Origin of the sequence: Pandoraea faecigallinarum (assembly GCF_001029105.3) — a bacterium.
Classification (GTDB): Bacteria; Pseudomonadota; Gammaproteobacteria; order Burkholderiales; family Burkholderiaceae; genus Pandoraea; species Pandoraea faecigallinarum.
On the sequence record NZ_CP011807.3, the window covers coordinates 2,870,959 to 2,897,463 of the forward strand.

Annotated in this window: 19 protein-coding genes and 1 pseudogene; 12 read left to right on the forward strand and 8 right to left on the reverse strand. The window is 61.2% G+C overall.

All coding sequences use genetic code 11. From position 1 onward, the window contains the following. Nucleotides 1-43: 43 nt before the first annotated feature. Nucleotides 44-1,807, reverse strand: coding sequence for a hypothetical protein (locus AB870_RS12510; protein ID WP_157112308.1), 1,764 nt, complete (start codon nucleotides 1,805-1,807; stop codon nucleotides 44-46). A gap of 242 nt (nucleotides 1,808-2,049) precedes the next feature. Beyond that, complete coding sequence (locus AB870_RS12515) at nucleotides 2,050-3,069, reverse strand: LysR family transcriptional regulator (protein ID WP_047904973.1); 1,020 nt, start codon at nucleotides 3,067-3,069, stop codon at nucleotides 2,050-2,052. Between the two features lie 239 nt (nucleotides 3,070-3,308). On the opposite strand from AB870_RS12515, the gene AB870_RS12520 reads away from it, so the two are divergent. From AB870_RS12520 to AB870_RS12550, 7 genes are all read left to right on the forward strand, one after another. Next, nucleotides 3,309-4,238 (forward strand): alpha/beta hydrolase, encoded by a 930-nt coding sequence (locus AB870_RS12520; RefSeq protein WP_047904974.1) that lies wholly within the window; start codon nucleotides 3,309-3,311, stop codon nucleotides 4,236-4,238. Between the two features lie 27 nt (nucleotides 4,239-4,265). After that, a complete protein-coding gene (locus tag AB870_RS12525; protein ID WP_084663653.1) occupies nucleotides 4,266-5,627 on the forward strand; it encodes an efflux RND transporter periplasmic adaptor subunit in 1,362 nt (453 codons plus the stop codon). 101 nt (nucleotides 5,628-5,728) lie between these two features. After that, on the forward strand, nucleotides 5,729-8,914 hold the full coding sequence (locus tag AB870_RS12530; RefSeq protein ID WP_047904975.1) for an efflux RND transporter permease subunit: 3,186 nt from the start codon (nucleotides 5,729-5,731) through the stop codon (nucleotides 8,912-8,914). Nucleotides 8,915-8,926: 12 nt separating this feature from the next. Further along, nucleotides 8,927-10,570 (forward strand): efflux transporter outer membrane subunit, encoded by a 1,644-nt coding sequence (locus AB870_RS12535; RefSeq protein WP_084663655.1) that lies wholly within the window; start codon nucleotides 8,927-8,929, stop codon nucleotides 10,568-10,570. 404 nt (nucleotides 10,571-10,974) lie between these two features. Continuing rightward, entirely contained in the window at nucleotides 10,975-11,376 is a 402-nt protein-coding gene (locus AB870_RS12540) for an RcnB family protein (protein ID WP_047904976.1), read from the forward strand. Between the two features lie 368 nt (nucleotides 11,377-11,744). Then, a complete protein-coding gene (locus AB870_RS12545; protein ID WP_047908145.1) occupies nucleotides 11,745-12,863 on the forward strand; it encodes an HPP family protein in 1,119 nt (372 codons plus the stop codon). A 266-nt stretch (nucleotides 12,864-13,129) separates the two neighbouring features. After that, complete coding sequence (locus tag AB870_RS12550) at nucleotides 13,130-13,954, forward strand: hypothetical protein (RefSeq protein ID WP_047904977.1); 825 nt, start codon at nucleotides 13,130-13,132, stop codon at nucleotides 13,952-13,954. Between the two features lie 69 nt (nucleotides 13,955-14,023). Here AB870_RS12550 and map read toward each other — a convergent pair whose 3' ends face one another. Both map and AB870_RS12560 read right to left on the reverse strand, forming a co-directional pair. Continuing rightward, the gene (gene map / locus AB870_RS12555) at nucleotides 14,024-14,854 is read right to left on the reverse strand and encodes a type I methionyl aminopeptidase (RefSeq protein ID WP_047904978.1); all 831 of its coding nucleotides are present in this window, start codon (nucleotides 14,852-14,854) and stop codon (nucleotides 14,024-14,026) included. Continuing rightward, on the reverse strand, nucleotides 14,854-15,108 hold the full coding sequence (locus AB870_RS12560) for a ParD-like family protein (protein WP_047904979.1): 255 nt from the start codon (nucleotides 15,106-15,108) through the stop codon (nucleotides 14,854-14,856). The genes map and AB870_RS12560 overlap by 1 nt, the downstream gene beginning before the upstream one ends. A gap of 409 nt (nucleotides 15,109-15,517) precedes the next feature. Here AB870_RS12560 and AB870_RS12565 point away from each other — a divergent pair, with 409 nt between their 5' ends. The 3 genes and pseudogenes from AB870_RS12565 to AB870_RS27110 form a co-directional block, all read left to right on the forward strand. Next, a complete protein-coding gene (locus AB870_RS12565; protein WP_047904980.1) occupies nucleotides 15,518-15,832 on the forward strand; it encodes a DMT family transporter in 315 nt (104 codons plus the stop codon). A 97-nt stretch (nucleotides 15,833-15,929) separates the two neighbouring features. Next, nucleotides 15,930-16,289: an NADH-quinone oxidoreductase subunit A gene (gene ndhC / locus AB870_RS12570; RefSeq protein ID WP_047904981.1), complete on the forward strand. Its 360-nt coding sequence runs from the start codon at nucleotides 15,930-15,932 to the stop codon at nucleotides 16,287-16,289. A 14-nt stretch (nucleotides 16,290-16,303) separates the two neighbouring features. Then, nucleotides 16,304-16,543, forward strand: a pseudogene (locus AB870_RS27110) (integrase core domain-containing protein); the annotation flags it as partial. 70 nt (nucleotides 16,544-16,613) lie between these two features. On the opposite strand, the gene AB870_RS26370 reads toward AB870_RS27110, so the two are convergent. Next, entirely contained in the window at nucleotides 16,614-17,288 is a 675-nt protein-coding gene (locus AB870_RS26370; protein WP_064674824.1) for a hypothetical protein, read from the reverse strand. A 397-nt stretch (nucleotides 17,289-17,685) separates the two neighbouring features. Between AB870_RS26370 and AB870_RS25605 the strand changes: the two genes are divergently transcribed. Further along, nucleotides 17,686-18,045: a hypothetical protein gene (locus tag AB870_RS25605; RefSeq protein ID WP_084663657.1), complete on the forward strand. Its 360-nt coding sequence runs from the start codon at nucleotides 17,686-17,688 to the stop codon at nucleotides 18,043-18,045. A 109-nt stretch (nucleotides 18,046-18,154) separates the two neighbouring features. Here the strand turns inward: AB870_RS25605 and AB870_RS12575 are convergent, their stop codons facing one another. From AB870_RS12575 to AB870_RS12580, 3 genes are all read right to left on the reverse strand, one after another. After that, on the reverse strand, nucleotides 18,155-21,979 hold the full coding sequence (locus AB870_RS12575; RefSeq protein ID WP_197683843.1) for a hypothetical protein: 3,825 nt from the start codon (nucleotides 21,977-21,979) through the stop codon (nucleotides 18,155-18,157). Between the two features lie 319 nt (nucleotides 21,980-22,298). Further along, nucleotides 22,299-22,517 (reverse strand): tyrosine-type recombinase/integrase, encoded by a 219-nt coding sequence (locus tag AB870_RS27340; RefSeq protein WP_250637612.1) that lies wholly within the window; start codon nucleotides 22,515-22,517, stop codon nucleotides 22,299-22,301. Continuing rightward, on the reverse strand, nucleotides 22,412-23,302 hold the full coding sequence (locus tag AB870_RS12580) for a tyrosine-type recombinase/integrase (protein ID WP_237169931.1): 891 nt from the start codon (nucleotides 23,300-23,302) through the stop codon (nucleotides 22,412-22,414). Before AB870_RS12580 ends, AB870_RS27340 begins: the two co-directional genes overlap by 106 nt. Before the next feature lie 753 nt (nucleotides 23,303-24,055). Here AB870_RS12580 and AB870_RS12585 point away from each other — a divergent pair. After that, a complete protein-coding gene (locus tag AB870_RS12585) occupies nucleotides 24,056-26,269 on the forward strand; it encodes a GNAT family N-acetyltransferase (RefSeq protein ID WP_084663658.1) in 2,214 nt (737 codons plus the stop codon). Nucleotides 26,270-26,505: the final 236 nt, after the last annotated feature.

Consider the following 26,505-nt stretch of genomic DNA (forward strand, 5'->3'; position numbering starts at 1 on the left):
CCGCAGAACTCCAAGTTCGGGATAGCGATGTCCCAGTGTCCCACTACGCGATTTCCCGGGCATGCACAAATCGCTCAGGCGACGCTTTGTGCACGGTCGCCGTCAACATGTCGAGTGCATCGGTACCCTCGATGAAGTCCGACGCGCGCAATGGCTGCTGAAGATAGGGGTGACGACTGCCGCTCGCCATGAGCCGAGCTCTCGTGGCGCTCGTCACCAGTTCGAAGATCTGATGGCGCGCCGTGGCCTCGCCTCTGCGCAGCAGCACCCACTCTGTGGGCGCGTTCCTGTCGAATTCCTCCGCCGAAATCATGTCGCTGTGCTCTTCGAACAGGATGGTGTACCCGTCTCCCCTGAGGCCCTCCTGCGCATCGAATCGATCGAGCCTCGCATCGATGGCGGACCGGATCAGGGACGCAACGTTCATGTCCGACGCGGCCAGCCCCACGTCCGCGAAGTGCGCCTGCGCCTTTGCCATATGCGACGCTTCAAGCGCCGCAATGGCCCGCGCATCGGCGCCCGCGCCGCGTCTGAGCATGCCCAGACGCACGAACACGAGTTCGTGCACCATGGCGGCGCTGATATGAAGTCCGCGCCCGGCGAACACGTCGGCACAGCGCGAGCCGATCATGCTCACGGCGCGGAAATCGTTGCCATAAACGTTGATCGCGTCGGCCAGGACATCCGCCATCGCCGAAAACGGATCGCAAGTGGCCAGTCTCTCGGCAGCGTTCGCATAATTTCCGGCTGCCATCGCACGGTCGCCGGCCGCAGCAAAAATCCTGGCGGATTCCAGATACTGCGCGGCAGCCTGGCGCGGCTGCGCCGCGCGCGCGTAGTGAAATGCCGCCCGCTGCCGGTTTTCGCCCGCCCGCACGTCATTGAATCGACGAACGTCGTCGAGTGTCGCCGGCCCTTCGCGGGCAATCTCGTCCGCCCCCCCGTTCTCCGGCGCAGACATCGCCGAGTGGATCGTCGCGATGATCTGGCGGGACTGCGCGGTGCGCCGGTCGTCGCCCATCCATTCGAAAAATCGCGCCAACGGCTCTCTCTCCGCCAACACACCGCTCACACGTGCGAGCGCGTCATGCGCGGCCGCGGCAACCGCATGCACGGCATCCCGATCCAGTCCGGGCAGCAGGCTGCCATCCGCCCCGATGGCGGCACCGACGATGCGGAAATTCGCGACGGGATGGTCCTCCGTGAGGTCCGGCATCACGTCCAGCAGCGTCGTGCCGGGTGGAGTCCCCTCGGGGTGCGCCAGCAGCAATTGCGTGGCCTCGGTCTGCGTGAGATTCAGACCGCCGAACGAGAACCCGCCGTCCATCAGCGAAAGACGTAGATCGGTCCCGGGAACACCCACGGCAATGAACTTACCCTGTGTCACATGCAGTCCCGTATCGTCGGGCTGCGACCAGCGATTGACGATTTCCGCGCGAATGTGCGGTCGCAGGGTACGCGTGAGCTGCGTGGCGTAAGCGTCGAGTCGCGCTTCCGACACCGCGTGACGCACGTGTTCGAGGCCGGTCGGCGTGGTCGACAGGTGGCTGAGCAAGAGCCGCCGCACGAAGGCGTCGCGATCGACGTCCCGCTCGAAACAGCGCTTGATGAACCGCCAGCCGTCGCTCCTCGTGAATGCGGCCTCGACCCGCTCGATTGCCCGGGTGAGCTCGGCCGACCCCGGCGCGCAGGTTTGCAGCCGGTCCTGCAATGTCTGCATCGCCCGCGTCAGATGGGCAGAGGGCGATTCGAGATTCCGGCACGGGCTGAGCGCGCTTCTTAGCGCGTGAATGGCCCCGGAGATCATCGCATCTCCTCGCACGGCAGCGGGTTCGATGCCGTCAACGGGCAGGTACCGTGATGAAAATCAGCGCCGCCGGTGGTATCCGGACAAGCCTGGAGAAGGGAATGGGGGAGGGGCGGACGCTCGGATGCCGATACGGTCATGGTGGGATTTGGCGGGAAGCGGATGAGAACCGCCCCCTTTTTGCTCGCGGTGAAAGCGCCCAATTTTTCCATTGGGCCTTTTCACACGCGCGCAGAAATCGCTCAAACCACCACTTCCTGGGGCGCCATCTCCGTGCCGTAAGTCGCCCAGCGTCGTTCGCCGTCGGCATCGGCCGCCGCCACGGTCGGCTTGCATTGGCCTGCGGTCTCGTCGAGCCCCTGCAACAACGGGCAGCGCTCGAAGATTTCGGCGATGAAATCGACAAATACACGAACTTTGGGAGACAAATGACGGTTATGCGGATACACCGCCGAAATCGGCATGGGCGGCGGTTTCCACTGATGGAGAATCTCCACCAGCTGCCCCGATTGCAAGTACGGCAACGCCATGAAGCGCGCGAGCTGCACGGTGCCGAAGCCCGACAACCCGAGCTGGAGATACGCCTCGGCATCGTTGACCGCAACCGAGCCCTGCATGTGGATTTCGACTTCCTTGCCGTCGACCACGAACTGCTCTTCGATGACGCGGCCGGTGCGGCTGGAGAAGTAATGCACCGCGGTGTGCCGTTGCAGATCGTCGAGCGTGTGGGGCATGCCCATACGCTCCAGATAAGCGGGCGACGCACACGTCAGACTCTGAAACATGCCGACCCGCCGGGCCACGAGGCTCGAATCCTGAAGCGTGCCCACGCGCAACACGCAATCGACCCCTTCCTGAATCAGGTCGACGGGCTTGTCGCCCATGCCGACCATCAGTTCGATTTCCGGATAGCGGTCGTGAAACTCGCACAACGACGGCAGCACCACGAGCTTGCCCAGCGAGCCCGGCATGTCGATGCGCAACTTGCCACGCACGCGCTGGCTGCTCTCGCGAAACGACGACTCCGTCTCCTCGATGTCCGCGAGAATGCGCAGGCATCGCTCGTAGTATGCCGCGCCGTCCGGCGTGAGATTGAGTCGCCGGGTCGTGCGCTGAAGCAAACGCGTGCCCAGATGCGACTCGAGATTCTGAATGATCGTGGTCACCGAGGTGCGCGGCAACCCGAGGTTGTCGGCGGCACGCGAGAAGCTGTTCGCCTCGACCACTCGCGTAAAGACCTGCATCGCTTGCAAGCGATCCATGATATTTCCCCATTGAAAGCACTGTTGCACTGGCCGGTCCGGTAATTTCGCTCCCGTCGCAACCGCATAAGCTTATTGGTCGACGGCATAAGCCAATGCCCACAAGGCTGAGACCGATTAGTCGAGTTGGCCGAACAGTGTTGCCAAATTATAGGCGTTTATCCCAATGTCCGTGGCCTCTAGACTTCGCTCCATCGAACGTCATCAGAGGGGTATCGCTCGCGCGAACCCAAAGCCATATGTCAGCCAACGCCAAGTCGAAGCCGGGCCCAGCGGGAAAGCCGGGATCTGCCGAGCGCAGCGCCCGCACCGACGACGGACTGCGCATCGAAGAGGTGAGCATCCCGGGCCACGTCGCCCCGGTCACGCTGCGCCTGTACCGGCCGGTCGGCCTGGGTTCGCCAGGCGCGGCCACCGAACACGCCGGCCAGCCGGGCGTCGTGGTGCCGCTCGAAGCGCACCTGCCCGCCGTGCTGTATTTCCACGGCGGCGGCTTCTGCAAGGGCTCGCTCGACGACGGCGACGCGGCCGCGCGTTACCTCGCATCGAAGGTCCCGGCGCTGGTGGTATCGGTCGCCTACTCGCTCGCGCCCGAACATCCGTTTCCCGCCGCGCCCGAAGACGCATGGTGCGCTGCACTCTGGCTGCAACGCCATGCGCGCCGTTACGGGGCGAGCGCACGCCGTCTGGCTGTCGTCGGCCACGACGCGGGCGGCAACATCGCAGCCGCCCTCACGATGATCGCCCGCGACCGGGGCGAAATCGCCGTGTCGGCCCAGGCGCTGCTCGCGCCACTGCTCGATCCCAGCATGACGCGTCTGGCTGATGGCCGCACGCCCAGCGACATCGAAGCCAACGAGTGCGCCCGTTGCTATCGCGCGTATCTGCCCCATGCCACACAGCGGCTGCACCCCTACGCGGCACCGCTCGAATCGCGCCGTCTCGCGGGCCTGCCGCCCACGTTGATCGCCTCCGCCGAACATGACCTGTTGCACGTCGAAGCCGAAAAATACGCTGCCGAACTCATTGCGGCCGGCGTGCCCACAGAAGTCACGCGCCATCGCAGCGCTTCCCATTACGGCCTGGCCGCCCTGCCCGCGGCGCTGCGGGAAGTGGCCACATTCCTGACACGCCGGCTGGCCCCGCCTGTTACCGGCTCTACCCAGTGAGTCCATCCGATCCCGGAGATTTGAATAATGACCACCCTCGCTCGCAAACCTGTACTCATTGCCGCTGCCGCCACGGCCGCGCTCCTGGCCATCGGCACGCTCACCGTCGTGCGCGTGGACGCCAGCACGCCCGCCGCCCAGGTAATGCCCACTGTGGAAGTGGATGTCGCCAACGTCCTGTCTCGCACCGTAACCGACTGGCAGAGCTATTCGGGCCGGCTCGATGCCATCGACCGGGTCGATATCAAGCCGCTCGTGTCGGGCACCATCACCGCCGTGCATTTCAGGGACGGCCAACTCGTGAAAAAGGGCGACGCCCTTTTCACGATCGATCCGCGTCCGTACGCCGCCGAGGTCGACCGCGCCGCCGCACAGCTCGCGTCGGCCAAGGCCCGCGACGTCTTCACCAGCACCGATCTGGCGCGTGCGCAGCGCCTGATCGCGGATAACGCCATCGCGAAGAAGGACTTCGATCAGAAGGAAAACGCGGCACGCGAGGCCGCTGCGAACGTGAAGGCAGCGCAGGCCGCGCTCGAGACCGCCCGTATCAACCTCGGCTACACGCAAATCGTGGCACCGGTCGCCGGTCGCGTCTCGCGCGCGGAGATCACCGTCGGCAATACGGTGTCGGCCGGCGCCCAGTCGCCTGCGCTCACCACGGTGGTGTCGGTCTCACCGATCTACGCCGCGTTCGACGTCGACGAGCAAACGTACCTCCGTTACCTGTCGAGGGACACCGCCAAACCGGGCGGCGTGCCGGTCGATCTCGGCCTTGCCAACGAATCGGGCTACTCGCGCAAGGGCACGGTGTACTCGGTGGACAACCGCTTCGACACCACGTCGGGCACGATCCGCGTTCGCGCGCGCTTCGACAACGCCGACGGCGCCCTCGTACCCGGCCTGTATGCCCGTATTCGTGTCGGCGGCGGCGAGCCCCACCCCGCGCTGCTCGTCGACGAAGCCGCCGTCGGCACCGACCAGAGCAAGAAGTTCGTGATGGTGGTGGACACGGCGAACAAGGCGCAGTACCGCGAAGTTCAGCTCGGCGAGCGCCACGGCGCGCTGGTGGAAATCACTGGCGGGCTGAAAGACGGCGAACGCATCATCGTGAACGGTCTGCAACGCGTGCGTCCGGGCGACGCCGTCGCGCCGAAGGTCGTGAAGATGGCCGGTGACACGGGGGATACGCACGACGTGGCTCCGACGGCCATGGCCGCTACAGGAGCTACAGAAGCTACAGGTGCCACGGGCGCCGGCGACGCGCCCAAGGCCCCGGCTACCGCCCCGGCTGCGAGCAATGCCAGGGATACGGGCGCCACGCAAAAAACTTCGCAAAACGGCAGCAAGACGCAATCGGTCGCCGCGGCAACCACCGCGCCGCGCTCGTGAGCGTCGTGACGGACGTCATGGCCACCATGGGCCCGATGCTCCAAATGCGCGTGCAGGCACACAGCAACATTGCACGCTGAACGACACCCCAGAGTTTCGTCATGAACATCTCAAAATTCTTCATCGACCGGCCTATATTTGCGGGCGTGCTTTCGGTCCTCACGCTGCTGGCGGGGCTGATCGCCGTGTTCCAGCTGCCGATTTCGGAATACCCGGAAGTGGTGCCGCCGTCGGTCGTCGTGCACGCTCAATACCCCGGCGCGAACCCGAAGGTGATCGCCGAGACCGTTGCTTCGCCGCTCGAAGAGCAGATCAACGGCGTGGAAAACATGCTGTACATGCAGTCGCAGGCCAACAGCGACGGCAACCTCACCACGACCGTGACCTTCCGTCTGGGCACCGACCCGGACAAGGCGCAGCAGCTCGTGCAGAACCGCGTCTCGCAAGCGTTGCCGCGCCTGCCGGACGACGTGCAGCGTCTTGGCGTGACGACCATCAAGTCCTCGCCCACACTCACGATGGTGGTGCACCTGATTTCGCCGAACGACCGCTACGACATGACCTATCTGCGCAACTATGCGCTCATCAACGTCAAGGATCGCCTCTCGCGTATCAAAGGCGTGGGTGAAGTGCAGATGTGGGGCGCGGGCGACTATTCCATGCGTATCTGGCTCGATCCGGCCAAAGTGGCGCAACGCGGTCTGACAGCATCGGACGTGGTGAAGTCGATTCGCGAGCAGAACGTTCAGGTGGCCGCCGGCGTGATCGGTGCGACGCCTGCCGGGCCGAATACGCCGCTGCAGTTGAACGTGAATACGCGCGGCCGCCTCAACACGGAAGAAGAATTCCGCGACATCGTTCTCAAGACCTCGCCGGACGGCGCGGTCACGCATCTGAGCGATGTGGCCCGCGTGCAACTCGACGCCTCGTCGTACAGCCTGCGCTCGTTGCTCGACAACAAGCCGGCCATCGGCCTCGGTATCAACCAGTCGCCGGGGGCGAACTCGCTGCAAATCTCGGACGATGTCCGTGCCGCGATGATCGACCTGCAAAAGGACATGCCTCCCGGCGTGGAGTATCGCATCGCGTATGACCCGACGCAGTTCGTTCGCTCGTCGATCGAGGCGGTCGTGCACACGCTTCTCGAAGCCATCGCACTCGTGGTGATCGTGGTGATCGTGTTCCTGCAAACGTGGCGCGCCTCGATCATCCCGCTGCTCGCCGTGCCGGTGTCGATCGTCGGTACCTTCGCCTTGCTGCTCGGCTTCGGCTACTCGATCAACGCGCTGTCGCTGTTCGGGATGGTGCTGGCCATCGGTATCGTGGTGGACGATGCCATCGTGGTGGTGGAAAACGTCGAACGGAACATTGCGGCGGGGCTCACTCCGAAGGAAGCGACGTATCAGGCCATGCGGGAAGTGAGCGGTCCGATTATCGCGATTGCACTCACGCTGGTGGCTGTGTTCGTGCCGCTTGCCTTCATGTCGGGTCTGACGGGACAGTTCTACAAGCAGTTCGCCATGACCATCGCCATCTCGACGGTGATCTCCGCCTTCAACTCGCTCACCCTGTCGCCGGCCATGGCCGCCCTGCTGCTCAAGGACCATCACGCCGAGCCTGACTGGCTCACGCGTCAGATGAACCGCTATCTGGGCGGCTTCTTCACCGTGTTCAACCGTGTGTTTCATCGCGGTTCCGAGAAATATGGTCACGGTGTCACGCGCGTCATCGGCCGCAAGGCCCTGATGATGGCGATCTTCGCGGTGCTTCTTGGCATTACGGTACTGCTGGGCAAGGTCGTGCCGGGCGGCTTCGTGCCCGCGCAGGACAAGGAATACCTGATCGCGTTCGCCCAGTTGCCAAACGGCGCGTCGCTCGACCGCACCGACAAGGTCATTCGCGACATGTCGGATATCGCGCTCAAGACGCCCGGCGTGAAGAATGCCGTCGCCTTTCCGGGGCTCTCGGTCAACGGCTTTACCAATTCGTCGTCGGCGGGGATCGTGTTCGTCACGCTCAAACCGTTCAGCGAGCGTAAGGACAAGTCGCTCTCGGCCGCGGCCATCGCTGCAAAACTCAACGCCGAGTACACGAAGAACAAGGATTCGTTCATCGCCGTGTTCCCGCCCCCGCCGGTGCTGGGTCTCGGTACGCTCGGCGGCTTCAAGCTGCAAGTGGAAGACCGTGGCGCACTCGGCTACGAGGCGCTGAACAACGCCACGCAGGCGTTCATCAAGAAGGCTTCGCAGACAAAGGAACTGGGGCCGACATTCTCCTCGTACCAGATCAACGTGCCGCAGCTCAACGTCGATCTCGACCGAGTGAAGGCCAAGCAGCTCGGCGTGCCGATCACCGACGTGTTCGACACCATGCAGATTTACCTCGGCTCGCTGTACGTGAACGACTTCAACAAGTTCGGTCGCGTGTATCAGGTCCGGGTGCAGGCCGACGCGCCGTATCGTGCGCACGCCGACGATATCGGCCTGCTCAAGACACGTAACGCGAACGGCGACATGGTTCCGCTCTCGTCGCTGGTGAAGGTCTCGCCGACGTACGGTCCGGAGATGGTGGTTCGCTACAACGGCTACACCGCCGCCGACATCAACGGCGGTCCGGCCCCGGGTTATTCGTCGGGTCAGGCACAGGCTGCCGTGGAGCGCATTGCCGCCGAAACGCTGCCGCGCGGTGTGAAGTTCGAATGGACCGACCTGGCGTATCAGCAGATTATGGCGGGCGACTCGGCGCTGTGGGTGTTCCCGATCTCGGTGCTGCTGGTGTTCCTGGTGCTTGCCGCGCAGTACGAAAGCCTGACGCTGCCGCTGGCCGTCATCATGATCGTGCCGATGAGCATCATGTCGGCGCTCTTCGGTGTGTGGCTCACGCGAGGGGATAACAACATCTTCACGCAGATCGGTTTGATGGTGCTGGTGGGGCTTTCCGCGAAGAACGCGATCCTGATCGTGGAATTCGCGCGGGAACTGGAAATGCAGGGACGTACCGCGATCGCTGCCGCCATCGAAGCCAGCCGTCTGCGTCTGCGCCCGATTCTGATGACGTCCATCGCGTTCATCATGGGTGTGGTGCCGCTGGTGACGTCGTCCGGCGCCGGTTCGGAAATGCGTCACGCGATGGGGGTGGCCGTGTTCTTCGGCATGATCGGGGTGACCGGTTTCGGCCTGATCCTCACGCCGGTGTTCTATGTGCTGCTCCGTACGCTCGCCGGCAAGAAGCCGCTGCACAGTGCACACGCGTCGACCATGCCTGCCAACGTCAAGGCCGAAGTCTGAAGGATGCCAATCATGCAATCGCAATGGATGAAACGCAGTCTGGGTGTGTCGGGGCTTCTCGCCACCCTGCTGGTGGTGGCGGGCTGCTCGATGGCCCCCACGTACGAAGTACCGAGTGTGCCCGGCAAGGGCACGCCCACGGCATTCAAGGAAGCCGTGCTGCCGGCCAATGAAGCCGGCACGTGGAAGACCGCGGAGCCGTCGGAGGCGATGGCGCGCGGCGAATGGTGGAAGGTGTTCGGCGACGCCACGCTCGACAAGCTTGAAGACGACGCCCTGTCCGCCAATCAGAACCTGAAGGCCGCCGCCGCCCGCGTGCAGGAAGCGCGCGGCGTGCAGCGTCAGGCACGTGCCGCGCTGTTCCCGACGCTCGACGCGGGGTTCGGCCCGTCGCGCCAGAAGATCTCGCCGGCGTCGCAGTTGCTGCCGGACGGCACGAACATCGCACCGTACACGCTGTGGCGTGCGCAGGCGAGCGTCGGCTACGAAGTCGATCTGTTCGGCCGTGTGTCGGATAACGTCGCCGCCGCGCGGGCGGATGCCGAGCAAAGCGAGGCGTTGTACCGCTCGGTGCAACTGGCGCTGCAAGCCGACGTCGCGCAGAACTACTTCAATCTGCGCGAACTCGACGCCGAACAGGCGTTGTACACGCAAACGGTGATCCTGCGCGAGCAGGCGCTGAAGCTGGTGCAGCGCCGCTTTACCGAAGGCGACATCGGCGAGCTGGACGTGGCGCGCGCCAAGGCCGAACTGGCAACGGCGCAGTCGGACGCCCTCGCCGTTGCCCGTCTGCGTGCCGCCTCGGAGCACAGTCTGGCGATTCTGCTGGGCAAGACGCCGGCCGAGTTCACGTTCGCCCCCTCGCCGCTCGAGCCCGTCACGGTCCGCATTCCGGCGGGTCTGCCCTCGGCATTGCTCGAACGGCGGCCGGACATCGCCGCCGCCGAGCGCGCCATGGCCGCAGCGAACTCGCGTATCGGCGTGGCGAAGGCCGCGTTCTTCCCGTCGCTCTCGCTGACCGGCTCGGGCGGCTTCGAAGCCGCCACGCTTGGCGACCTGTTCAACTGGTCGAGCCGCACGTTCCTGCTCGGTCCGGTGGTCGGTGGCCTGCTCTCGATACCGATCTTCGACGGCGGTGCGCTCAGCGGCAACCTGTCGCGTGCCCGCGCGCAGTATGAGGAAGACGTCGCGAAGTACCGTCAGCAAGTCCTCGTGGCCTTCCAGGAAGTCGAAGACAACCTGTCGAACCTGCGTCTGCTCGCGCAGCAAACGCGCGCTCAGGACGATGCAGTCAAGGCATCGAGCCGTGCCGCGCAACTCTCGCGCACGCAGTATCAGGAAGGTTCGATCGCTTATCTCGATGTCATCGACGCCGAACGGACCGTGCTGCAAACGCGACGCAGCGCCGTACAGCTCGCCGGCGCGCAGGCGGTGTCGACCGTCAACCTGATCCGCGCCCTGGGCGGGGGCTGGGGCGACCTGCCCAAGTCGACCAAGTCCCCCGATACGCCTGATACGCCTGGTACGTCTGATACGCCGGCGAACGGCTCGGGCGCCGCGCCGGTAACGCCGACGGCCAGCGCGCCCGGTTCCACCGGCCCGCTCGGCTCGATTGACCCACTCGGCCCGAGCCGCGCGTCCGTCGCTGCCCGCTGACCGGCAGTGTCCTGCCGGAGGACACCCACCGAACGTGCCGTAACGAATGCATCGAACCGGCGGCCGCGCTCGTGCCCCCAAGACGAGAGGCGTGCCGACCTGCCCCCAACGCTCGCCTGGCGAGCCGCCGGTCTCGATGCACCTCTCGGACCGTGCACGGCCGGTCGACAAAAAGGTTTCTTCCCTGCGTCCCTGCTTGCCCGGCGCATGCTCCATGTCAAACGACACCGGGCGTGCCCGGGCGCTTTTTTTGCCGACGATGGTAGGATGGGCACACGGTTAGCGCATTTGTGTGCGATACGAACGGCACAAAGGCAACGGCCGTTGCTGGCAAGTCATCTCGAATGCTTCCCCCGCGTTCGGTCCCTGGACCTGACAAGGTACCGAAATAAGGAGTGCAAACAATGAAGATGCGCAAGACACTGTCGCTTTGCCTCGCCGCCGGTCTGGCGGTTTCCTCATCGCTCGCCCTGGCCCAGGGCGGTCCTCCGCCGCAGGGTGGTCCCGGCGGTCCCGGTGGTCCGCATGGCGCGCCACCCGGGCACGGCCCGCAGAAGGGTCAGCATGGCGGCCCGCCGCCGCAGGCACGGGGCGGTCCGGGCAACGATTCGTCGTGGCAACACCCCGACTGGCGCAAAGGCGACCGCGTGCCGCAGCAATATCGCGACGCGCAGTACCGGGTCGACGACTACCGCCAATATCACCTCGATCCGCCGAAACGCGGCCATCACTGGGTTGGCGTCGGCGCCGACTTCCTGCTCGTCAACAGCTCGGGCGTGATCGTCCAGATCGTGGGCGGACACTGATGAGCACGTGGCGTCCATGACATTCGACGTCGCAACTTTCCGCTGATTTGCCAGCCACGCGGCAGGGTCCCGGCCCTGCCGCGCTTCGTTTCCCCGGCGCCCGTTCGTACCACTTCCCGCCCGCCTCCCTCAAAAACCGCCGACGCCTCGCGCCTTGCCCCGCAAGCTTCGCGCCCATCACGTCCCGTTTTCCTCCATTCGGTGCACCACTTCCGGATTGGCTGGCTCGGGACACTGATTTCGCTGCGGCGCAGCATTAAAATCACGCGCTCATACCCTCCCAATTCATCGATATACGATATATCATGCACAAAATATCAAGAACCCGCCCCAAACGGGTGCGGAAGATGGAGCGGGACGACATGGCAATGACACGACGTGACGTGAGGGATTGGATGGCGGGGTTCCTGCCTGCCGTGGCGGCCGTGCACTGGCGCGAGCGGCTTCGCGCGGGCATCGGGGCGCTGTGCGGCATCGCACTGACCGGCGGCCTGATGCTGTGGCTGCTCGGTCCTGCGACGTACATTCCCTGGCTGGTCGCCCCGATGGGAGCATCGGCCGTTCTGCTCTTCGGCGTGCCTGCCAGTCCTCTCGCGCAACCCTGGTCGATTCTTGGCGGCAATCTTGTCGCGGCGCTCGTCGGAGTGACCTGTGTGATGTTCATTCCTTCGCCCATTGTGGCGGCGGCAACGGCAGTCGGCGTGTCCATTGCGTTGATGTTCACACTGCGCTGCGTGCATCCGCCCTCGGGCGCCGTCGCGCTCACGGCCGTACTCGGCGGCCCGTCCGTCCATGCGCTCGGCTACGGCTTCGTGCTCGAACCGATCGCCTTGCAGTCCGTCATGTTGCTCGGCTCCGCAATCGCCTATCACGCGATTACCGGTCACCGTTATCCGCACGCGACACGGGTGCAGGCACCGGCGCGTGCGGTCAATGCACAGGCCATCCCGGTCACGACGGCGGACGCCGAGAAGGCACTCGCCCGACGCCGCGAACTGCTCGACATTTCGGCGGACGATCTGGCGAGCCTGTTGCGCGATACGCAGCGTGAAGCTTTTGCACGCCGTGCCCACGAGCTGACCGCTGCCGACGTCATGGCGCCGCCGCTCGCGAAGGTGCAGGCGCACGACGAAGTCCCCGCAGCGTGGCGTCTGTTGCAGCGTCACGGGCTGGACGCCCTGCCCGTGGTCGATGGCGAAGCACGCGTCATCGGGCTGGTTACGCGGCACGATTTGCACACCCGTCGCGCGCGTCGCCAACGCTGGCCGCGTTTCGCGATGTCGTTCGGTGCCGGCGCTCAGCGCCCCGCAGTGCGTGATCTGATGCAAGGCGATCTGAAGTCGGCCACTGCCGGGATGCCGCTCTCCGAACTCGTGCCGCTGCTCGTGACGCAACGTCATGGCACGTTGCCGGTGCTCGACGAGGCGGCGCGACTCGTCGGCGTCGTCACGCACGCGGAAGTGCTGCGCAAGGTCATGACGGCGTAAGCGTTGTTCATCGTATTGAAGATCCGGGACCCCGACTTGGTGTCCCGGCGCTCTGCCCGCGTAACGGCCGCATAACGGCCGCATAACGACCACATAACGGCCGCCCCTCCCTCCTTCATTCCCTTCGTTCCCCCTCATTTCCGCCGCAGCACTCCCTGCGCCCCATAATTGTCAGTCCTGAGCCGATCTGCAAGAATGGCGGCGTTGTAACGCACCGGCGTCAGACAGCTTCGATCAACGAAGCGATATTGGCTCAAAGGGGAAACATGGAACCGATAACGTTCAAGCAGTGTTTCAAAGGAGCATGGATCGACGGTTTCAGCGCGTTACGCAATCGGCCGCTGCTTACCATTTCGATTGCGGTCGTCATTCTCGTCACGCTGGCGCTCGGCACCTCCGTCAAACAACTCGCCGCCACCGCCGCGCAAACCGGCATGTCCGCCGCCTATCGCCTTGAGCTTGCGCTCGCGTCGATGGGCATTGGTCTCGTAAACGTCGTCGCGTTCTCCATACTCGCCGTTCATACCCTGCGCCACGTCATTCTCGGCCCGGACATTGCCCGTGCGACACCGTGGTATCGCGATGTCGGGCGCTACGTGTGGGCGTCGATACAGATCGGCGTCGGCTTCGGCGTGGTCACGGCGGCGATCATGGTCATTGCCGTGCTGGCGCTGCGGGTATCGGGCCATGGCAATTCGTCGGCGCTGGTCCTCACGCTGCTCGTTCTGCTGATCTGTCTGGTGGTGTTCGTCGCGATCCGGCTCTCGCTGATTCTGGCGCAGATCGGCGCCGGTCGCAGCAAGCGCTGGCGCGCCGCATGGCAGGACACGCGCGGCCATTTCTGGTCGATATTCGGCACCGGCGTCGCCATTGCCCTGCCGGTGATCGTCGGCGCGCTCATCGTTCTGGTCGTCGTCGAACTGCTGGTGAGAATGACGACCAGCACAACCGTGCTGGTGCTTGCCGCCTTGATCCTGCAAGCGGTGATCTCCGTCGTGTGGATGGCGGTCATCTGCGCGGGCAACGGATGGATCTACCATCGCTATGCGAATCGCCTTCTCGATCTGGAGGGCGCACCGGACGACGTCTGAGCGTCGGGTGCAAAAATGGGACGCAGTTCACATTTCTGCGCCCCATTTTCCATTCGACTTCCGACGGCGTCAGGCGGCGTTCGCCGCGGCGCCCCCGCCATCGAGCGCGCCGTAACGCGCATATTCCCCGAGGCCGTCCGGCCATTGTGTGAGTACCTGGAAGCCGGTCTCCGTGACGGCCACCATATGCTCCCACTGCGCGGAAAGCGAGCGGTCGCGTGTGACGACGGTCCAGCCGTCGGCCAGTTGCTTCGTGTCCGGCTTACCGGCGTTGACCATCGGTTCGATGGTGAAGATCATGCCAGGACGCAGGGTCAGCCCCGTGCCCGGACGGCCGTAATGCAGCACCTGCGGGTCGTCGTGATACGTGGTGCCGATCCCGTGGCCGCAATAGTCGCGCACGATGCTGAAACCTTCGCGATGCGCCACCGTCTGGATCGCGTATCCCACATCGCCGAGCGTCGCCCCCGGGCGTACCGCACGAATACCTGCGAGCATCGCCTCGTAGGTCGTGTCGACCAGACGCTTGGCGAGAATGCTCGGCTTGCCTGCGTAGTACATGCGGCTCGTGTCGCCGAACCAGCCGTCCTTGATCAGGGCGACGTCGATGTTCACGATGTCGCCGTCATGCAGCCTCTTGTCGCCGGGAATGCCGTGACAAACGACATGATTGACCGAGGCGCACACCGTCTTCGGATAGCCGTGATAACCGATGTTGGCCGGGATCGCCTTGAGTTCGTTCACGATGAAATCGTGACAGAGACGGTCGAGTTCGTCGGTCGTAACGCCGGGCTTCACATGCTCGCCGATCATCGCGAGCACCTGCGCGGCCAACTCCCCGGCGCGGCGCGACAGGGCAATTTCTTCGTTCGAGCGGATGACAACGCGTTCGCGCACCATTAGGCCACCTTGTTCAATACGGTGACGGGTGCACCAGTTGCTGGAGAAACGACAGCTCCGGCCTCGGTGACCGGGGCGCCATCGGATTCGATGAGACGACGGCAAATCTCGCCATAGCTCATCGTCGGATTCAATTCGGCGAGCATGCCGACGCGCAGCCAATGCTCGGCTTGCGCGTTAATCGAGCGGCTGAGGGCACCGCTAGTGTTGCGCAGCGCCTCGTGCATTTGCTCCGAGATCTTGACGATACCCATATTGCAGGCTCCAAATATACGAAATAGCTACGAAACGTATATTAACAGCCTTGCCCCGAATTGTCTTCCCCCGGATCGATACCGCCAGGGACATGACGACGATTTATCGCTCACGCCGGTGGCATCGTCGGTACGGGGCGTTCGCAGCGGCAAATTGCCGCAATGTGTCATATTCACCGCGAAATCGGTGACGACGGTAAATAGTGGGCGTGTCCGCGCGATTGGCATTCGGGTTCGACTTCACGAGCGCGGCCAGTGGCTGCTGAGAAACGATCCGCCGACTTCAAGGCCCGGCACGTCGCGGGCACGTTGCACGGCCCTCGATGACCTCGTATAGTGTCGGACGTGAGGACGACCTCACCGGTTGACGATACAGTCCGGGACGGCCCGGCTCTTTTTGGAGAGCCGTATGGCTTGGATCTATCTGATGCTTGCAGGTGTTCTGGAAGTGCTTTGGGCGTTCACGATGAAGCAGTCCGCCGGCTTCACAAAACCGCTCCCCTCTCTAGTCACGTTCGTGACGATGGCCGCTAGCTTTGGACTGCTGTCGGTTTCCATGAAAACGCTCCCGCTGGGCACCGCCTACTCCATCTGGACCGGCATTGGCGCCGTGGGTGCATTCGTCGTCGGCATCGTCATGCTCGGCGAGATCGTCAGCGTGGCTCGCATTGCCGCTGCTGCACTGATCGTCAGCGGACTGGTGCTGATGAAACTCTCATCGTAATCGACCGACGTTCCCGTGGTACTTCCGACCGGCGAGGCGATTGCGTTCTGGCGCGAACGTCCTCGTCGGCCCGTCCTTCTTCCTGCATGGTAGCCTGATGGATGTCTCCGAATATTACCCGGCCCTTCTTTTCCTTCTGCTCGCGTTGCTTATCGGCGCGGGCCTGCTGGTGGTGGCAAAGCCCATACGTCCGGACCGGCCGGACGCCGCCAAAGGGTCACCTTATGAATGCGGGTTCAACGCATTCGGCGATGCGCGAAAGAAGTTCGACGTGCGCTTTTATCGCGTCGCGATCTTCTTCATCATTTTCGACATCGAATTGGCCTTCACCATCCCGTGGGCCGTTTCGCTTCGCGAAGCAGGCCTCACCGGCTTCGCAGCAATGCTCGCATTCCTCGGACTGCTCGCTCTCGGTTTCGCCTACGAGTGGAAAAAAAAGGCCTTCGAGTGGGAGTGAGCGACGCCGATATGGTTAGTGGTCCTGATAAGCCTTGGTAGAACGGCGCGCATGAGAGCTTTCACGCAAGTTCCGAAATGAATGCTCCCGCCTTGAGTGGTTTCGAACGCGCATGGTGCGACGGTTGGGATCGAGCAGTGGTGGCGTCACTACAATGCCATGACCGCATTCGAGTCTGCGCCGCCCCGACGCCCGGCGAGTTCAAACGGCGGTATTGTTCAACGGAAGCAGTCGAGGCCATTCTCCAAGACTGACGTGGTCCGGAGAAAATGGAGGGACGAGTACACCGTCCCCGGTTGCTGGAAGGGTCTGCTCTCCTGGGGGTCAAGATTTTCGTGCCGTCCAACGACAAACCTCGGCCGTAGCGTTTTGGCGCATTTCGCCTGCGGCAGTGGTGTCGGACGTGAGCCGGCCGACGTAATCTCCGATGTTGCTCCAGTGCTTCGTGACAACGTGAAACTCGCCCCGTCCAATGGAGCCACCTTGGATGTCGCCGTTTCCAATCGACCCACGCGGCGCATATTGTCCGCCGCCTGAGTCGACCACTTCGAATGGTTCGTCGGAAAGCGTCCAACTGCAACTCACAGTCATCAGCCAACGGCCAGCCAGACTTGCTTCTGGGACTTGTGTTTGCCCCGCATCGCCGGGCTGCTTTTCCGGGGATGCGCCCCCTGCTCTCTTGCAAACGCGACATGAAACGTCGGAAAGGTTGGCGCGTGTGATCGGCTTTTGACCGAAGACCCGATCTTCGCCGTGATTGCCTTGGCTCAAGATCGTGAAGTACGGCGTTCCGTCGACGTAATAATCGACCTTCGAGCAAATGGGAGCGCTTGAAGTGAACTTCAGATCGGCGCCATAACTGCCCTTCTTGGACTCGGTAGGAATGACGCTAACGGACACAGAGCATGTGCCAACAATCTGCTGACAGTCGCAGTTGTTGCCCTGAGCATTTGCGGTCGCTGATAACCAAGCAAACAGAACTACGAGAAGCTTCTTCATGGGCTTCCTCGGTTGATCGTTCCAACTCCCCCCCGTGTGACGAGCAAAAGGGGCTTCCCTTTGAGCTTCGTCCCCCGGCGAGGATCATAGCAAAACATTATGCGCACGCCATACATCGCTCACTTGCCACTCGTCCTGTTTCTGCTGCCGCGCCTCGGTAAGTACCTGACAAAAAACTTCGCTGAGCACAAGATGAACGAGAAACGCTATTGGACAAGCCGAGGAATCACGGTCCCGGAACGTCATCCTATCGATCACATACTCGGCGACGACGCCCCAAGAGCAATAGTGCTCGCTTCTGAGGCAGCGCAATAGGTAGGTGCAAGCTTGGATCAATGCCAAGTCTTTTGGAATCAGGATTTAGGATGCTTTTGGTTGGCTACGCGGGAGAACGTCCATGAATGAGCCTCGACGACTACCCCTGGAAATCGACAGCATCCGTCTCGTGGAGCATCTCGCCCAATCGGTGGCGGACCGGATATCCCCTGCGCTACCGCTGGCGATTCAGCTTTGGAACGCAAAGACGATTGGCTCGTACCTGCAACGCTCCCCAGCCGTAGTGCTTGAGCGGGTAGTCACACTTCCAGACTTCCCGACACCAATTCGACTTCCATCCACCCGGGCGAAATCAAAAAGCGACGCGAACTCGCACGTCAGCGGCACCATGGGACAGCCCCTATGGAAAGCGATTGAAGTCATCGCATGGGTAGATTCGCACCGCAAGACACGAGGCGGACGCCCGCGCAAACTGAACTGAGTCAAGCCGGCCGATTCTTCACAACAATTGAGTCGGCCGCCACTACCCGTAATTCATCAACTGCTATACGGGGAATGACTACAATCGGCCAGGAGCGGACACCCATAGCTTATTCGAATCGCTGCTCCCGCCAGCTGTGTTCTTCCGCTTCCCGTTCCCGTTCCCGTCGCACGAGTTGCTCGATACGCTCAAGCATCTTGGCTGCGAGATCCCGGACTTCGGGCAGGAGGTGTTCCAGCAACTCGGCGAAGGCCCGGCCCCGAATCTCCATGATGTCAGCCCGCGAGCCGGACCAACTCATAGGCTGGATTCTCGAAAATATCGTATTGACGATGCCCTGCTTATCCACTGCGGCTTCCAACAAAGCCTTGATTGGCTCGCTGAGAACCACGCGTTTCGGATGCTCCAGCCGAACATCGCTTGCCTCAGCAGCTGAGTATGCGCACACCGCAGTGGCCACGCGCCCGATCAGGTCCTGATCACCTTGGCACCATGCGACTAGGCGAGCCACCGGGGCGCTATTTAGAGACGGTGAACTACGACTCAGGCCATCCGTGAAAAGATGATGGATCAATCGGCGCTCCCGGTCTCCTCCCGTGAAAACCTCGCTGAGGACAATCTCTGGGAAGTTGCTAATCAAAGTCGTGATGATGACATCGAGATTAGAGCTGTAGAAACGGAAAGCATCCACTCCGTCGCAGAGCAACTTCACGATCTCCCTGATTTCCTGTTCCGGAGCAGACGCAGATAGGCAACGGCAGACGATACGCTCAGCCCCGAGGATGCGCCTCAGGTCGATCCGTTCCCACTCGCCAGACAGCAAATTGCGAATGGTCCCGCGTCCGACCGAAAGCAGTTCTTCGCTCGGCACATAAGTACTGTCCTTACCGACGAAGAACCGCATCCCCAGTATGTCGAGCGTAGTGTAGATGCCATCATCCCGCCTGTTCAAAACGGCGAGCAGTTTCGACAGTTCGCCGTCGGAAATGGATTCGTGCATGCGGCCATAAGCGAGCTGCCGGAACTGCCAAGGCTCGAAATCTCCGCCTCGTGCGAGCTCGAGCAGCTTCCTAACCCCCCATGGGGCGACTTTGCAGGCGCCGAGCAGGTAAATGAAATGTGGCCTCAGCAAGGGATGATCCAGCACGCGCTCCAGCATCGCCCTGACCAAACCGGGATCCATGTCGTGCACCGCATTGATATAGCCTTGAAGCACCAGCGGATGGAGCACAGCGGGCGCCCGCCGTTGCACCACGTGCAAGAGATGCTCGAAAGTGGCCATTATGTCGGCGCTGCCCCGCGCCAGCCCAATACCGAAGGGATACAGCGCATCAAACTTGCCTTCCCAGAGCCTGGGACCCAATCGCTCCAAGTAGCCTAGCTCTGCCGCGGCCACCTCACCCAGCGAAGCGATCTTCGTCTTGATCGAGTCGACGCTGGCGGTATCTAGCTCACCTATGCTCTGGACGTGATCCCAAGTATTGGCCAGCACATAAGCCTCCATCTCTGAATAGGGGGCGGATGGCGCCGCAAGGCGTTCCAGCGCCTCCAGACGGGTTCGTAGCTCGGGAGGAGCGGCGTCGCTGTCGAAACTAATCGTCTGCTTGATGGCCCTCCACATCCTCGGCCAACTGCCTCCGGCAGCATGGCTGCGGACGATTTCTTCGAGCTCATCGAAGCAGCCCGCGAATGTCCACAGGCCGCGAAAGTGTCCCGCCAGTAATGAGCGCGCCCATTCATGCATGGCCGGGTCGGCACTTGCCAACGCAGGTCGCAGCAACTTCAGGAAACCGACATACCAGTCGAGTTCTTCGGCGCGCGTGCGCGGACGCCAACCGGAATCTCGTCTCCGTGCGCCGAAGTCGAACATCGAGAAAGACGTCCAATGCATTGCCTCGAAGGCGGCGTGGAACAATTCGCCTGCGATTTCCCGATGTCTCGGGCTACCCGACTCGAGTAGCTCCCTGACGAAGGCGCGCCTGCGTGACGGTGGCGCCTGCGTGCCCGAAAGGTGCAACGAGAACAGCTGACTCATCTGTCTGACGATACTGTTGTTGTTCTCGCCCGACTTCTCACCCTCGGCAAACTTCAACATGGCCGCTACGGCGCGATTGAACTTGTCATCGTCGTAAGCGATCTGGCCCAGCAAGCGCACAAACAAGCTGACGTGCGGATTCTCACGCGAGGCAAATTCGGGGCCGGTTGCTGCGTCTTCGATCAGCCGCAGCACGGTTTCCGGGAAGACCGGCGCGATGTACTGCAACGCAGACAAGCTTTCTTCTTTGCACGATCCGATGTCATGCAGCGGCCCGCCAGGGGCCACCCAGCTATGCGCCAAGCGACGCGCAGGCTCGAAATCGTGAAGGTATCCCAACCGATGTGCGCATGAGCGGAACAGACGCCGGTTCTCCGTCTTCAGGAGCTCGGCATTAATCGATTCGGGGGGAATATTCTCCAGCGCCCGCTTCGCCAAACGGTTGGCAAGTGCATGCGGAAGAATCGCCCGCCACTCGCCGCGTTGCTGCGCCAGTTGACGACGCAGCAACTCCGCCTGGCCCCGATGCAGCACTCGGCGCTCGAGACCAGCGATGGTGCTCAGGATGCCAAGTTCGTCATTGAACTCGGACGCGGCCACATTGAACGAATAGACAAGCGAGAGCGCTTCGGCGCTTTCCAAGAGGTAATCCGACGCGCCCTTGCGCTGACTGAACAACCGCTGGAACAGATCTTCGTCGGAGAAGTTTGTCAGCGTCTCGTCCGCATCCACCCGACTTGCCAGCGCGATTGCGATGCGCGCATTGCCGCCGGAAAACTCGGCGATCTTGTCTGCGTTCAACTGCCCCAAGTCCGGATAGCGCTTATGGATCAGCATGGAGACCGTTTTCTCGCTGCACGGCTCAAGATGAATTACCTCGGTTTCTTCGGGGCGGTCGTCGGAGATGTCATACTCGATGGTCAGCAGGCTGAGCCTGGCACAACTCTCCGACACTCGCTTCTGTAACCGCCTATGCACCTCCGGCGGACAGTTGTCGAGTATTAGATGAACGGCATGATCGTTGGCGATGAGATATGAAGTCAGTTCGGATGCCGTCGGCGCCAGGTCCTCGCCTAGATCGGCGTAGATTGCGCTGGGAGGAGATAAAGCCCCTTCGCCGACCTCCGCCTCGAACAGCGCCTGCGCGAATCGCGTCTTGCCTACTCCCGAGAGGCCTGTGATACGCACGGCACTGCCGGGGCAGCGCAGTCGCTCGCGAGCCAGCTTGATGCCTTCGGATACGGGCATGGGATCCTTCGCGCTCGAGTTCGCGTCGATCACGCAGGGATGGTCGTCGACCAGAAACACGTCATCCTGTCCCGGGGGAGTCGCCGCCCACCGCCCAAAAGGCTTCCACCCGGACAAGGGCCGACCGAGACGCGCGCGAACCCACAGCGCCACGCTTGGATGCCGCCGAAGCCAGGTCGCCAGTCGATCACGGCCATAGAAGTCCAGATGCAGAGACGCCTTGTTGGGCAGCAGCGCAACAGCCTTAGCCATCCCTCGCAATCGGCTCGCTAGCATGCTGTCCGAACAATCGTCCTTGCCACTGACGATGATGTAGGCACCATTCTGATCGGCCAGCTCTGAGATTACCGGCCTCAGCGCCCCGTGTTCCAGCATCTCGTCGTTGCATGCGGTCCCGGCCATCGTGTGCTTCTTGACCTGGAATCCGCAGATACCACGTGGAACAAACCCGTTGTTCGACGGCAGGCTGGTATCCTCGATACGCACGTCCAACCCGCCGTCGGGCGCCTCCTGCGCGCCTCCCCAAGTAACGCACGTCGACCGACGCCCCTGCTGGATCATCTCGGCTTCGCTCAGACGGGCGACTAACTCACGCAGGTCTCCCGCAACAAGCTCCGTGATGTCTGTAGCATTAAGTTCGAAGAAGCCCATAACTCCCTTCCAGCGACGACCAAACTCTCGTATTAAAGCGGGAAAGGTGGTTAGCGTAAAGTCGCAGGTCGCCCCGGGTAAAACGGCCTACTCAGGAACGCACACCGATTTGTCGCGAAAGATTCGGCCTAAGCCTGCCCGCGTTTGGCATCCGACCAATGGCAGCTTGGGATCGAATGCAGACAGTCTCACCCAAAGCCCGAAAGCGGAACCCGGTAGGTTCCTCTAACCTAGGGCCATCCGCGGGAACTTCCGCCAATCGCAAATTTAACGCAATTGAGACTGGCGAAGGAATGCAGCACAGATAAATCTCCGCCTATTAACCTAAGCGTCCCGCGATATCTGTTGCCGTCGCGTTGTAATAGGTTATGAGTTCAGAAATGTTCCTATGCCCAGTCATTCTAGCTAAGTCCAGCGGCTGCAATTTCTTGGCTAGGCGCGTGATAGCTTCGTGACGGGTATCGTGAAAGGTGACGTCGGGAATCTGTGACCTGTCGCGCGCTTTCCGGAAAAGCGCGTCCCGGCTGGCAGTGGACAAGGCAAATAGTGGTTTGCCTTTATCCACTGCCGGAGCATCTTCAGAAGTTCAATTGCGCGGGATGACAACGGTACATTTCGCGCAGTGCCGTTCTTGGTCATCGGCAGACGCGCAAACTTGCCCTTATAGTTCACCGACGAAGCCGTAAGCGTCAGGATTTCGCTGGAACGCATGGCCGTCTCTATTGCAAAGAGGAATGCTACCGCCACGCGCTGCATTGGTTTTTCTACCGGCAGTCCTTCTTCGTAGCCCATGCTTGTAAGCAGCGACTCGATTTCTTCTTCGGATATCGATCGTTCGCGGCCTGGCGGTTCCGGCGGACGCTTCACTTCCGCCATCGGATTCGTCACCAGCCAGCCCCACTCCTTCCGGGCCACGAGAAACGCATGTGACATCAACGACATTTCTCGCGACGTTGACGCCCCTGAAACTTCTCGCATCCGCGCATCCCGCCATGCCGCTATATGACTCGGCCGAAGTTCCGCCAGCTTGATATCCCCAAATTTCCGCCCGCCAATCACCCGGTTCCCAATCAACGGTAACCGCAGCTTCTCCCACCTCGCCCCGCGCTTGGTCGGACTCACCTTCAGCTCATATTCCTTGAGCACATCGCCAACCGTCAGCGTCTTGCTACCTGAGCCGTTGGCAATCGACCGCAGCTCCGTCTCCCGCTGCGCACTCCATGCCATCGCGGCCGCCTTCGTATCAAACGTCCTGCTATCGCGCTGACCATCGACCATCACCTGCGCGCGCCAGCCCTTCGCCACCTTCTGAATTGATGCCATCCGTGGGGAATCCTCGGGTAAAAAATGGGGGACCGGCCACGATTTTAGGTGGGAAGAGGTGAGATTTGGGGCGTATCACGAACAATCAGAATCCACGCAAAAATCCCGGCTTGCCTTACCAGCCGGTCATTTGCGAGATATTGCAGGAAGAAGTGAGACCTACAGAACCGATGCCAAAACGGGGAGTTGGTGCGAGGAAGGGGAAACGCGATTCGTTTGGAATCAAGGGGGTTACGAGGTTTTGGGGAGGAAATGGGGACGGGGGATTGGACGCAGATTGCGGCAGTTCGAGTCCGACAGACGCACACGCCCCCCAACGCCCATTGACAAACAGTGAACACGAAATCTGACGGGGACCTGTCAGAAATTTCGTGTTTAATGCATAACATGCTCCCAAGGAGAACGTATGCCTCGCAAACCGAAAACCCAGCCAGCGGACCGGCCGGTGAATAAACGTTCGCCCCAACGAGGCGAATAATGCCGGAAACGTAACCGGCACCATGCTCGCACTCCAACTCCCCCCGCCTCGCCCAATCGGCGGTGCAACGCGACCGGACACAGATTATCACACTGGCCTATCTAACCAGTCGTCGCACCACCACCTATCACGGTGGTGACGACGGTGCAGGTCCATGTTCTTTCTCTATTTTGGAGACCCAACGAACGCCCTGCCAAACATTGTAAAATTCTCGAACGGAATTCTGTGTATCTCTTCATGATCGCATTGGAAATGAAAAGCACACGCTTGAAGCAGTGATTCTTTCTTTGGCCTCAAAAGACAAAGCACAAGCCATGAATAAATCTCGGGGAATTTTTTCGATATTGACCCAGCCTCAGGAAGTAATTTCGTTCGTTGGAGACGTTACTGCGGCTGCGGACTCAGACAAGGCCTCTCTCGGGTTTTACCCCGACTCTGTTTATCTCGAGTACGCGTTGAAGGGCAACATTTTCGTTGCGATCACAGAGTTGGGAAAGCAACGCTTGTATGCCGGCCATGTCCTGTTTGACCTAAGACAGCCGAGAGCTAAGGTGCTGCAAGTCTTTGTTGATCCCGGACATCGTCGTCTTGGCATTGCCGAAAGCTTAATCTCAGAATTGAAAATTTACCTTTCAAACCTGCAATACCTTTCGATTGAGGCCCGAGTTGCTGAAGATATGACGGAGTCCAATTCCTTTTGGGAACGCCAGAATTTCAATGTTCAGCGATTGGATGATGGAGGGGCGAGTCGCGGCAAGCGCCGAAGGAAGATTTTGGTTCGCAACCACGAACTAGCGTCGCCCCAACTGTTCGGCCCCAGTGGGATCGACGTGAAGAATCCGCTCGGATTTAGCTTCTTGTCAGGCACTGAAAAGCCAATCTACCTGCTAGATATGAATGTCTTGTTCGATCTAGGACCAAGAAGACACCGCAGAAGCGATGTCGCCAACTTGTTTCGAGCCGAACGCATGCAAGCGTGCAGCCTAGCGATTAGCTCCGAGATTCTTGAGGAACTAAAGCGCAATTGCCCTGATGGGAAAACCGACCCAATGCAAGACTTTGCGTCGATTTTGCCCACGTATTCTGGGCCGCCTGACGATGAGTTGAGCGAGCTTATTGCCGACCTCGCAGAGTTAGTTTTCCCCGATCGTAGCCAGCGAAATGCATTGACGGTCAACGACACCTCGGACCTTAAACACCTTGCTACCGCGATCTTCCATCGCCTGAATGGTCTGGTCAGCAGTGATATGTCGATACTGCGTGCGGCCCCCAGTCTCCGTACACAATATGGCCTTGACGTTCTTTCACCTACTGCATTTTCGTTACAAGACACTCATTCGGTGGATGTAACAACCTTCGGAAGTGAACAGGATCGCGTCTTGACACTGAGTGCTGTGGAGCCTCACGACGAGTCCGAAGCGAGAAGCCTCCTATCCCGGTCAAAAATAGGCCACAGCCAACAGCTTAATGAGTGGGCTGCGGTAGACCTACACGGGGGACCTTGTAGACGATTTGTCGTACGAAGCGACGGAGACGTCGTCGGCTACATCACTTGGCACCAAAAGGTGGGGCAAACTTCCATCGATGCGTTGATGGCGATTGACGAGAAATCGCCGACAGCTACCGATTGTGTTCGGTTAATGCTAAGCAAGTTGAGCGAGGACGTCGCTCATAATCAAGTTGTACTTGTACGCTTGGGTTTTCCTGCACAGCAGTACCAGATTCGACAGGAAGCCATTTCTATCGGGTTTACAGCAGGCGGCAATAACCAAGCGCAGCTTCATAAAATTGTCCTTCGAAGTGTGGTCACACAGGTAAACTGGGAGCAAACGAGAGCGTCCCTCATGGCAAATTGTGGCGTTCGGCTACCATCAGTCGCGCCAGCATTCAGGAGCATCAATCAGCACATTGAGATTCATGCGGCGGATGGCAACCGTACTCATTTATCGCTTCACGGGTTGGAAAGTCTGCTCGCACCGGGCTTATTTTGCTTACCCGGACGTGGCGGCGTGATCACTCCTGTTCGACGACAGTTCTCAGAGCACCTTTTGAGGCACCTTCCCCAGGGTTCGCTGCTCCCTCAAGCTCGCGTGCAGTTGTACCAGCAGCGGCACTATCTCAGCCATCCGAAGAATCGAACAAAGTTCTCGACAGGGCAGCTGATCTTTTTTTACGAATCTCAGAATCACGGCGGCCTCGGCGCCCTCGTCGCCGTCGGGAGAGTCGTTCGGGCATACCTTCAAGACCGAAGTGTGATGGGCCATTCCGAACTTGACCGCTCAGTCTTCGATATTGACCAACTTGACACCATTGGTCGGACTGAAACCAGAACAGTGACCGTTTTTGATAACCTGAATGTTCTTCCCGCTCACGTTTCCGGCGATACTCTTAGAGAAATAGGTTGCGGCACACCGGTTAAGCTGTTGAGCACCCAAACAATCACCAGCGAACAAGTGGAACGCATTCTCGCAAGGGTGTATAACTCATGACCTCGACTGAACACGTTCTGATCTCACTAGAAGAACGGCACGCAAACGGAATATTCGCGGGCACCAAGCGCGTCGAGTTACGTCGGCGCACCATGCACGTTGATGAAGGCACCGTAGTATGGATATATGTGAAGCAACCCGTAGGCAGTGTGCTCGGACAAGCCGTTGTAGCCGCCACCCACACCCTTACACCTAGCCAGATTTGGAAGCGTTTTGGCTCGTGCTCAGGCCTTAAG

What these genes read in the sequence shown, in the direction of transcription:
- AB870_RS12510 (WP_157112308.1), bottom strand. Translation starts at nt 1,807, where the DNA reads ATGATCTCCGGGGCCATTCACGCGCTAAGAAGCGCGCTCAGCCCGTGC.
- AB870_RS12515 (WP_047904973.1), bottom strand. Translation starts at nt 3,069, where the DNA reads ATGGATCGCTTGCAAGCGATGCAGGTCTTTACGCGAGTGGTCGAGGCG.
- AB870_RS12520 (WP_047904974.1), top strand. Translation starts at nt 3,309, where the DNA reads ATGTCAGCCAACGCCAAGTCGAAGCCGGGCCCAGCGGGAAAGCCGGGA.
- AB870_RS12525 (WP_084663653.1), top strand. Translation starts at nt 4,266, where the DNA reads ATGACCACCCTCGCTCGCAAACCTGTACTCATTGCCGCTGCCGCCACG.
- AB870_RS12530 (WP_047904975.1), top strand. Translation starts at nt 5,729, where the DNA reads ATGAACATCTCAAAATTCTTCATCGACCGGCCTATATTTGCGGGCGTG.
- AB870_RS12535 (WP_084663655.1), top strand. Translation starts at nt 8,927, where the DNA reads ATGCAATCGCAATGGATGAAACGCAGTCTGGGTGTGTCGGGGCTTCTC.
- AB870_RS12540 (WP_047904976.1), top strand. Translation starts at nt 10,975, where the DNA reads ATGAAGATGCGCAAGACACTGTCGCTTTGCCTCGCCGCCGGTCTGGCG.
- AB870_RS12545 (WP_047908145.1), top strand. Translation starts at nt 11,745, where the DNA reads ATGACACGACGTGACGTGAGGGATTGGATGGCGGGGTTCCTGCCTGCC.
- AB870_RS12550 (WP_047904977.1), top strand. Translation starts at nt 13,130, where the DNA reads ATGGAACCGATAACGTTCAAGCAGTGTTTCAAAGGAGCATGGATCGAC.
- map (WP_047904978.1), bottom strand. Translation starts at nt 14,854, where the DNA reads ATGGTGCGCGAACGCGTTGTCATCCGCTCGAACGAAGAAATTGCCCTG.
- AB870_RS12560 (WP_047904979.1), bottom strand. Translation starts at nt 15,108, where the DNA reads ATGGGTATCGTCAAGATCTCGGAGCAAATGCACGAGGCGCTGCGCAAC.
- AB870_RS12565 (WP_047904980.1), top strand. Translation starts at nt 15,518, where the DNA reads ATGGCTTGGATCTATCTGATGCTTGCAGGTGTTCTGGAAGTGCTTTGG.
- ndhC (WP_047904981.1), top strand. Translation starts at nt 15,930, where the DNA reads ATGGATGTCTCCGAATATTACCCGGCCCTTCTTTTCCTTCTGCTCGCG.
- AB870_RS26370 (WP_064674824.1), bottom strand. Translation starts at nt 17,288, where the DNA reads ATGAAGAAGCTTCTCGTAGTTCTGTTTGCTTGGTTATCAGCGACCGCA.
- AB870_RS25605 (WP_084663657.1), top strand. Translation starts at nt 17,686, where the DNA reads ATGAATGAGCCTCGACGACTACCCCTGGAAATCGACAGCATCCGTCTC.
- AB870_RS12575 (WP_197683843.1), bottom strand. Translation starts at nt 21,979, where the DNA reads ATGGGCTTCTTCGAACTTAATGCTACAGACATCACGGAGCTTGTTGCG.
- AB870_RS12580 (WP_237169931.1), bottom strand. Translation starts at nt 23,302, where the DNA reads ATGGCATCAATTCAGAAGGTGGCGAAGGGCTGGCGCGCGCAGGTGATG.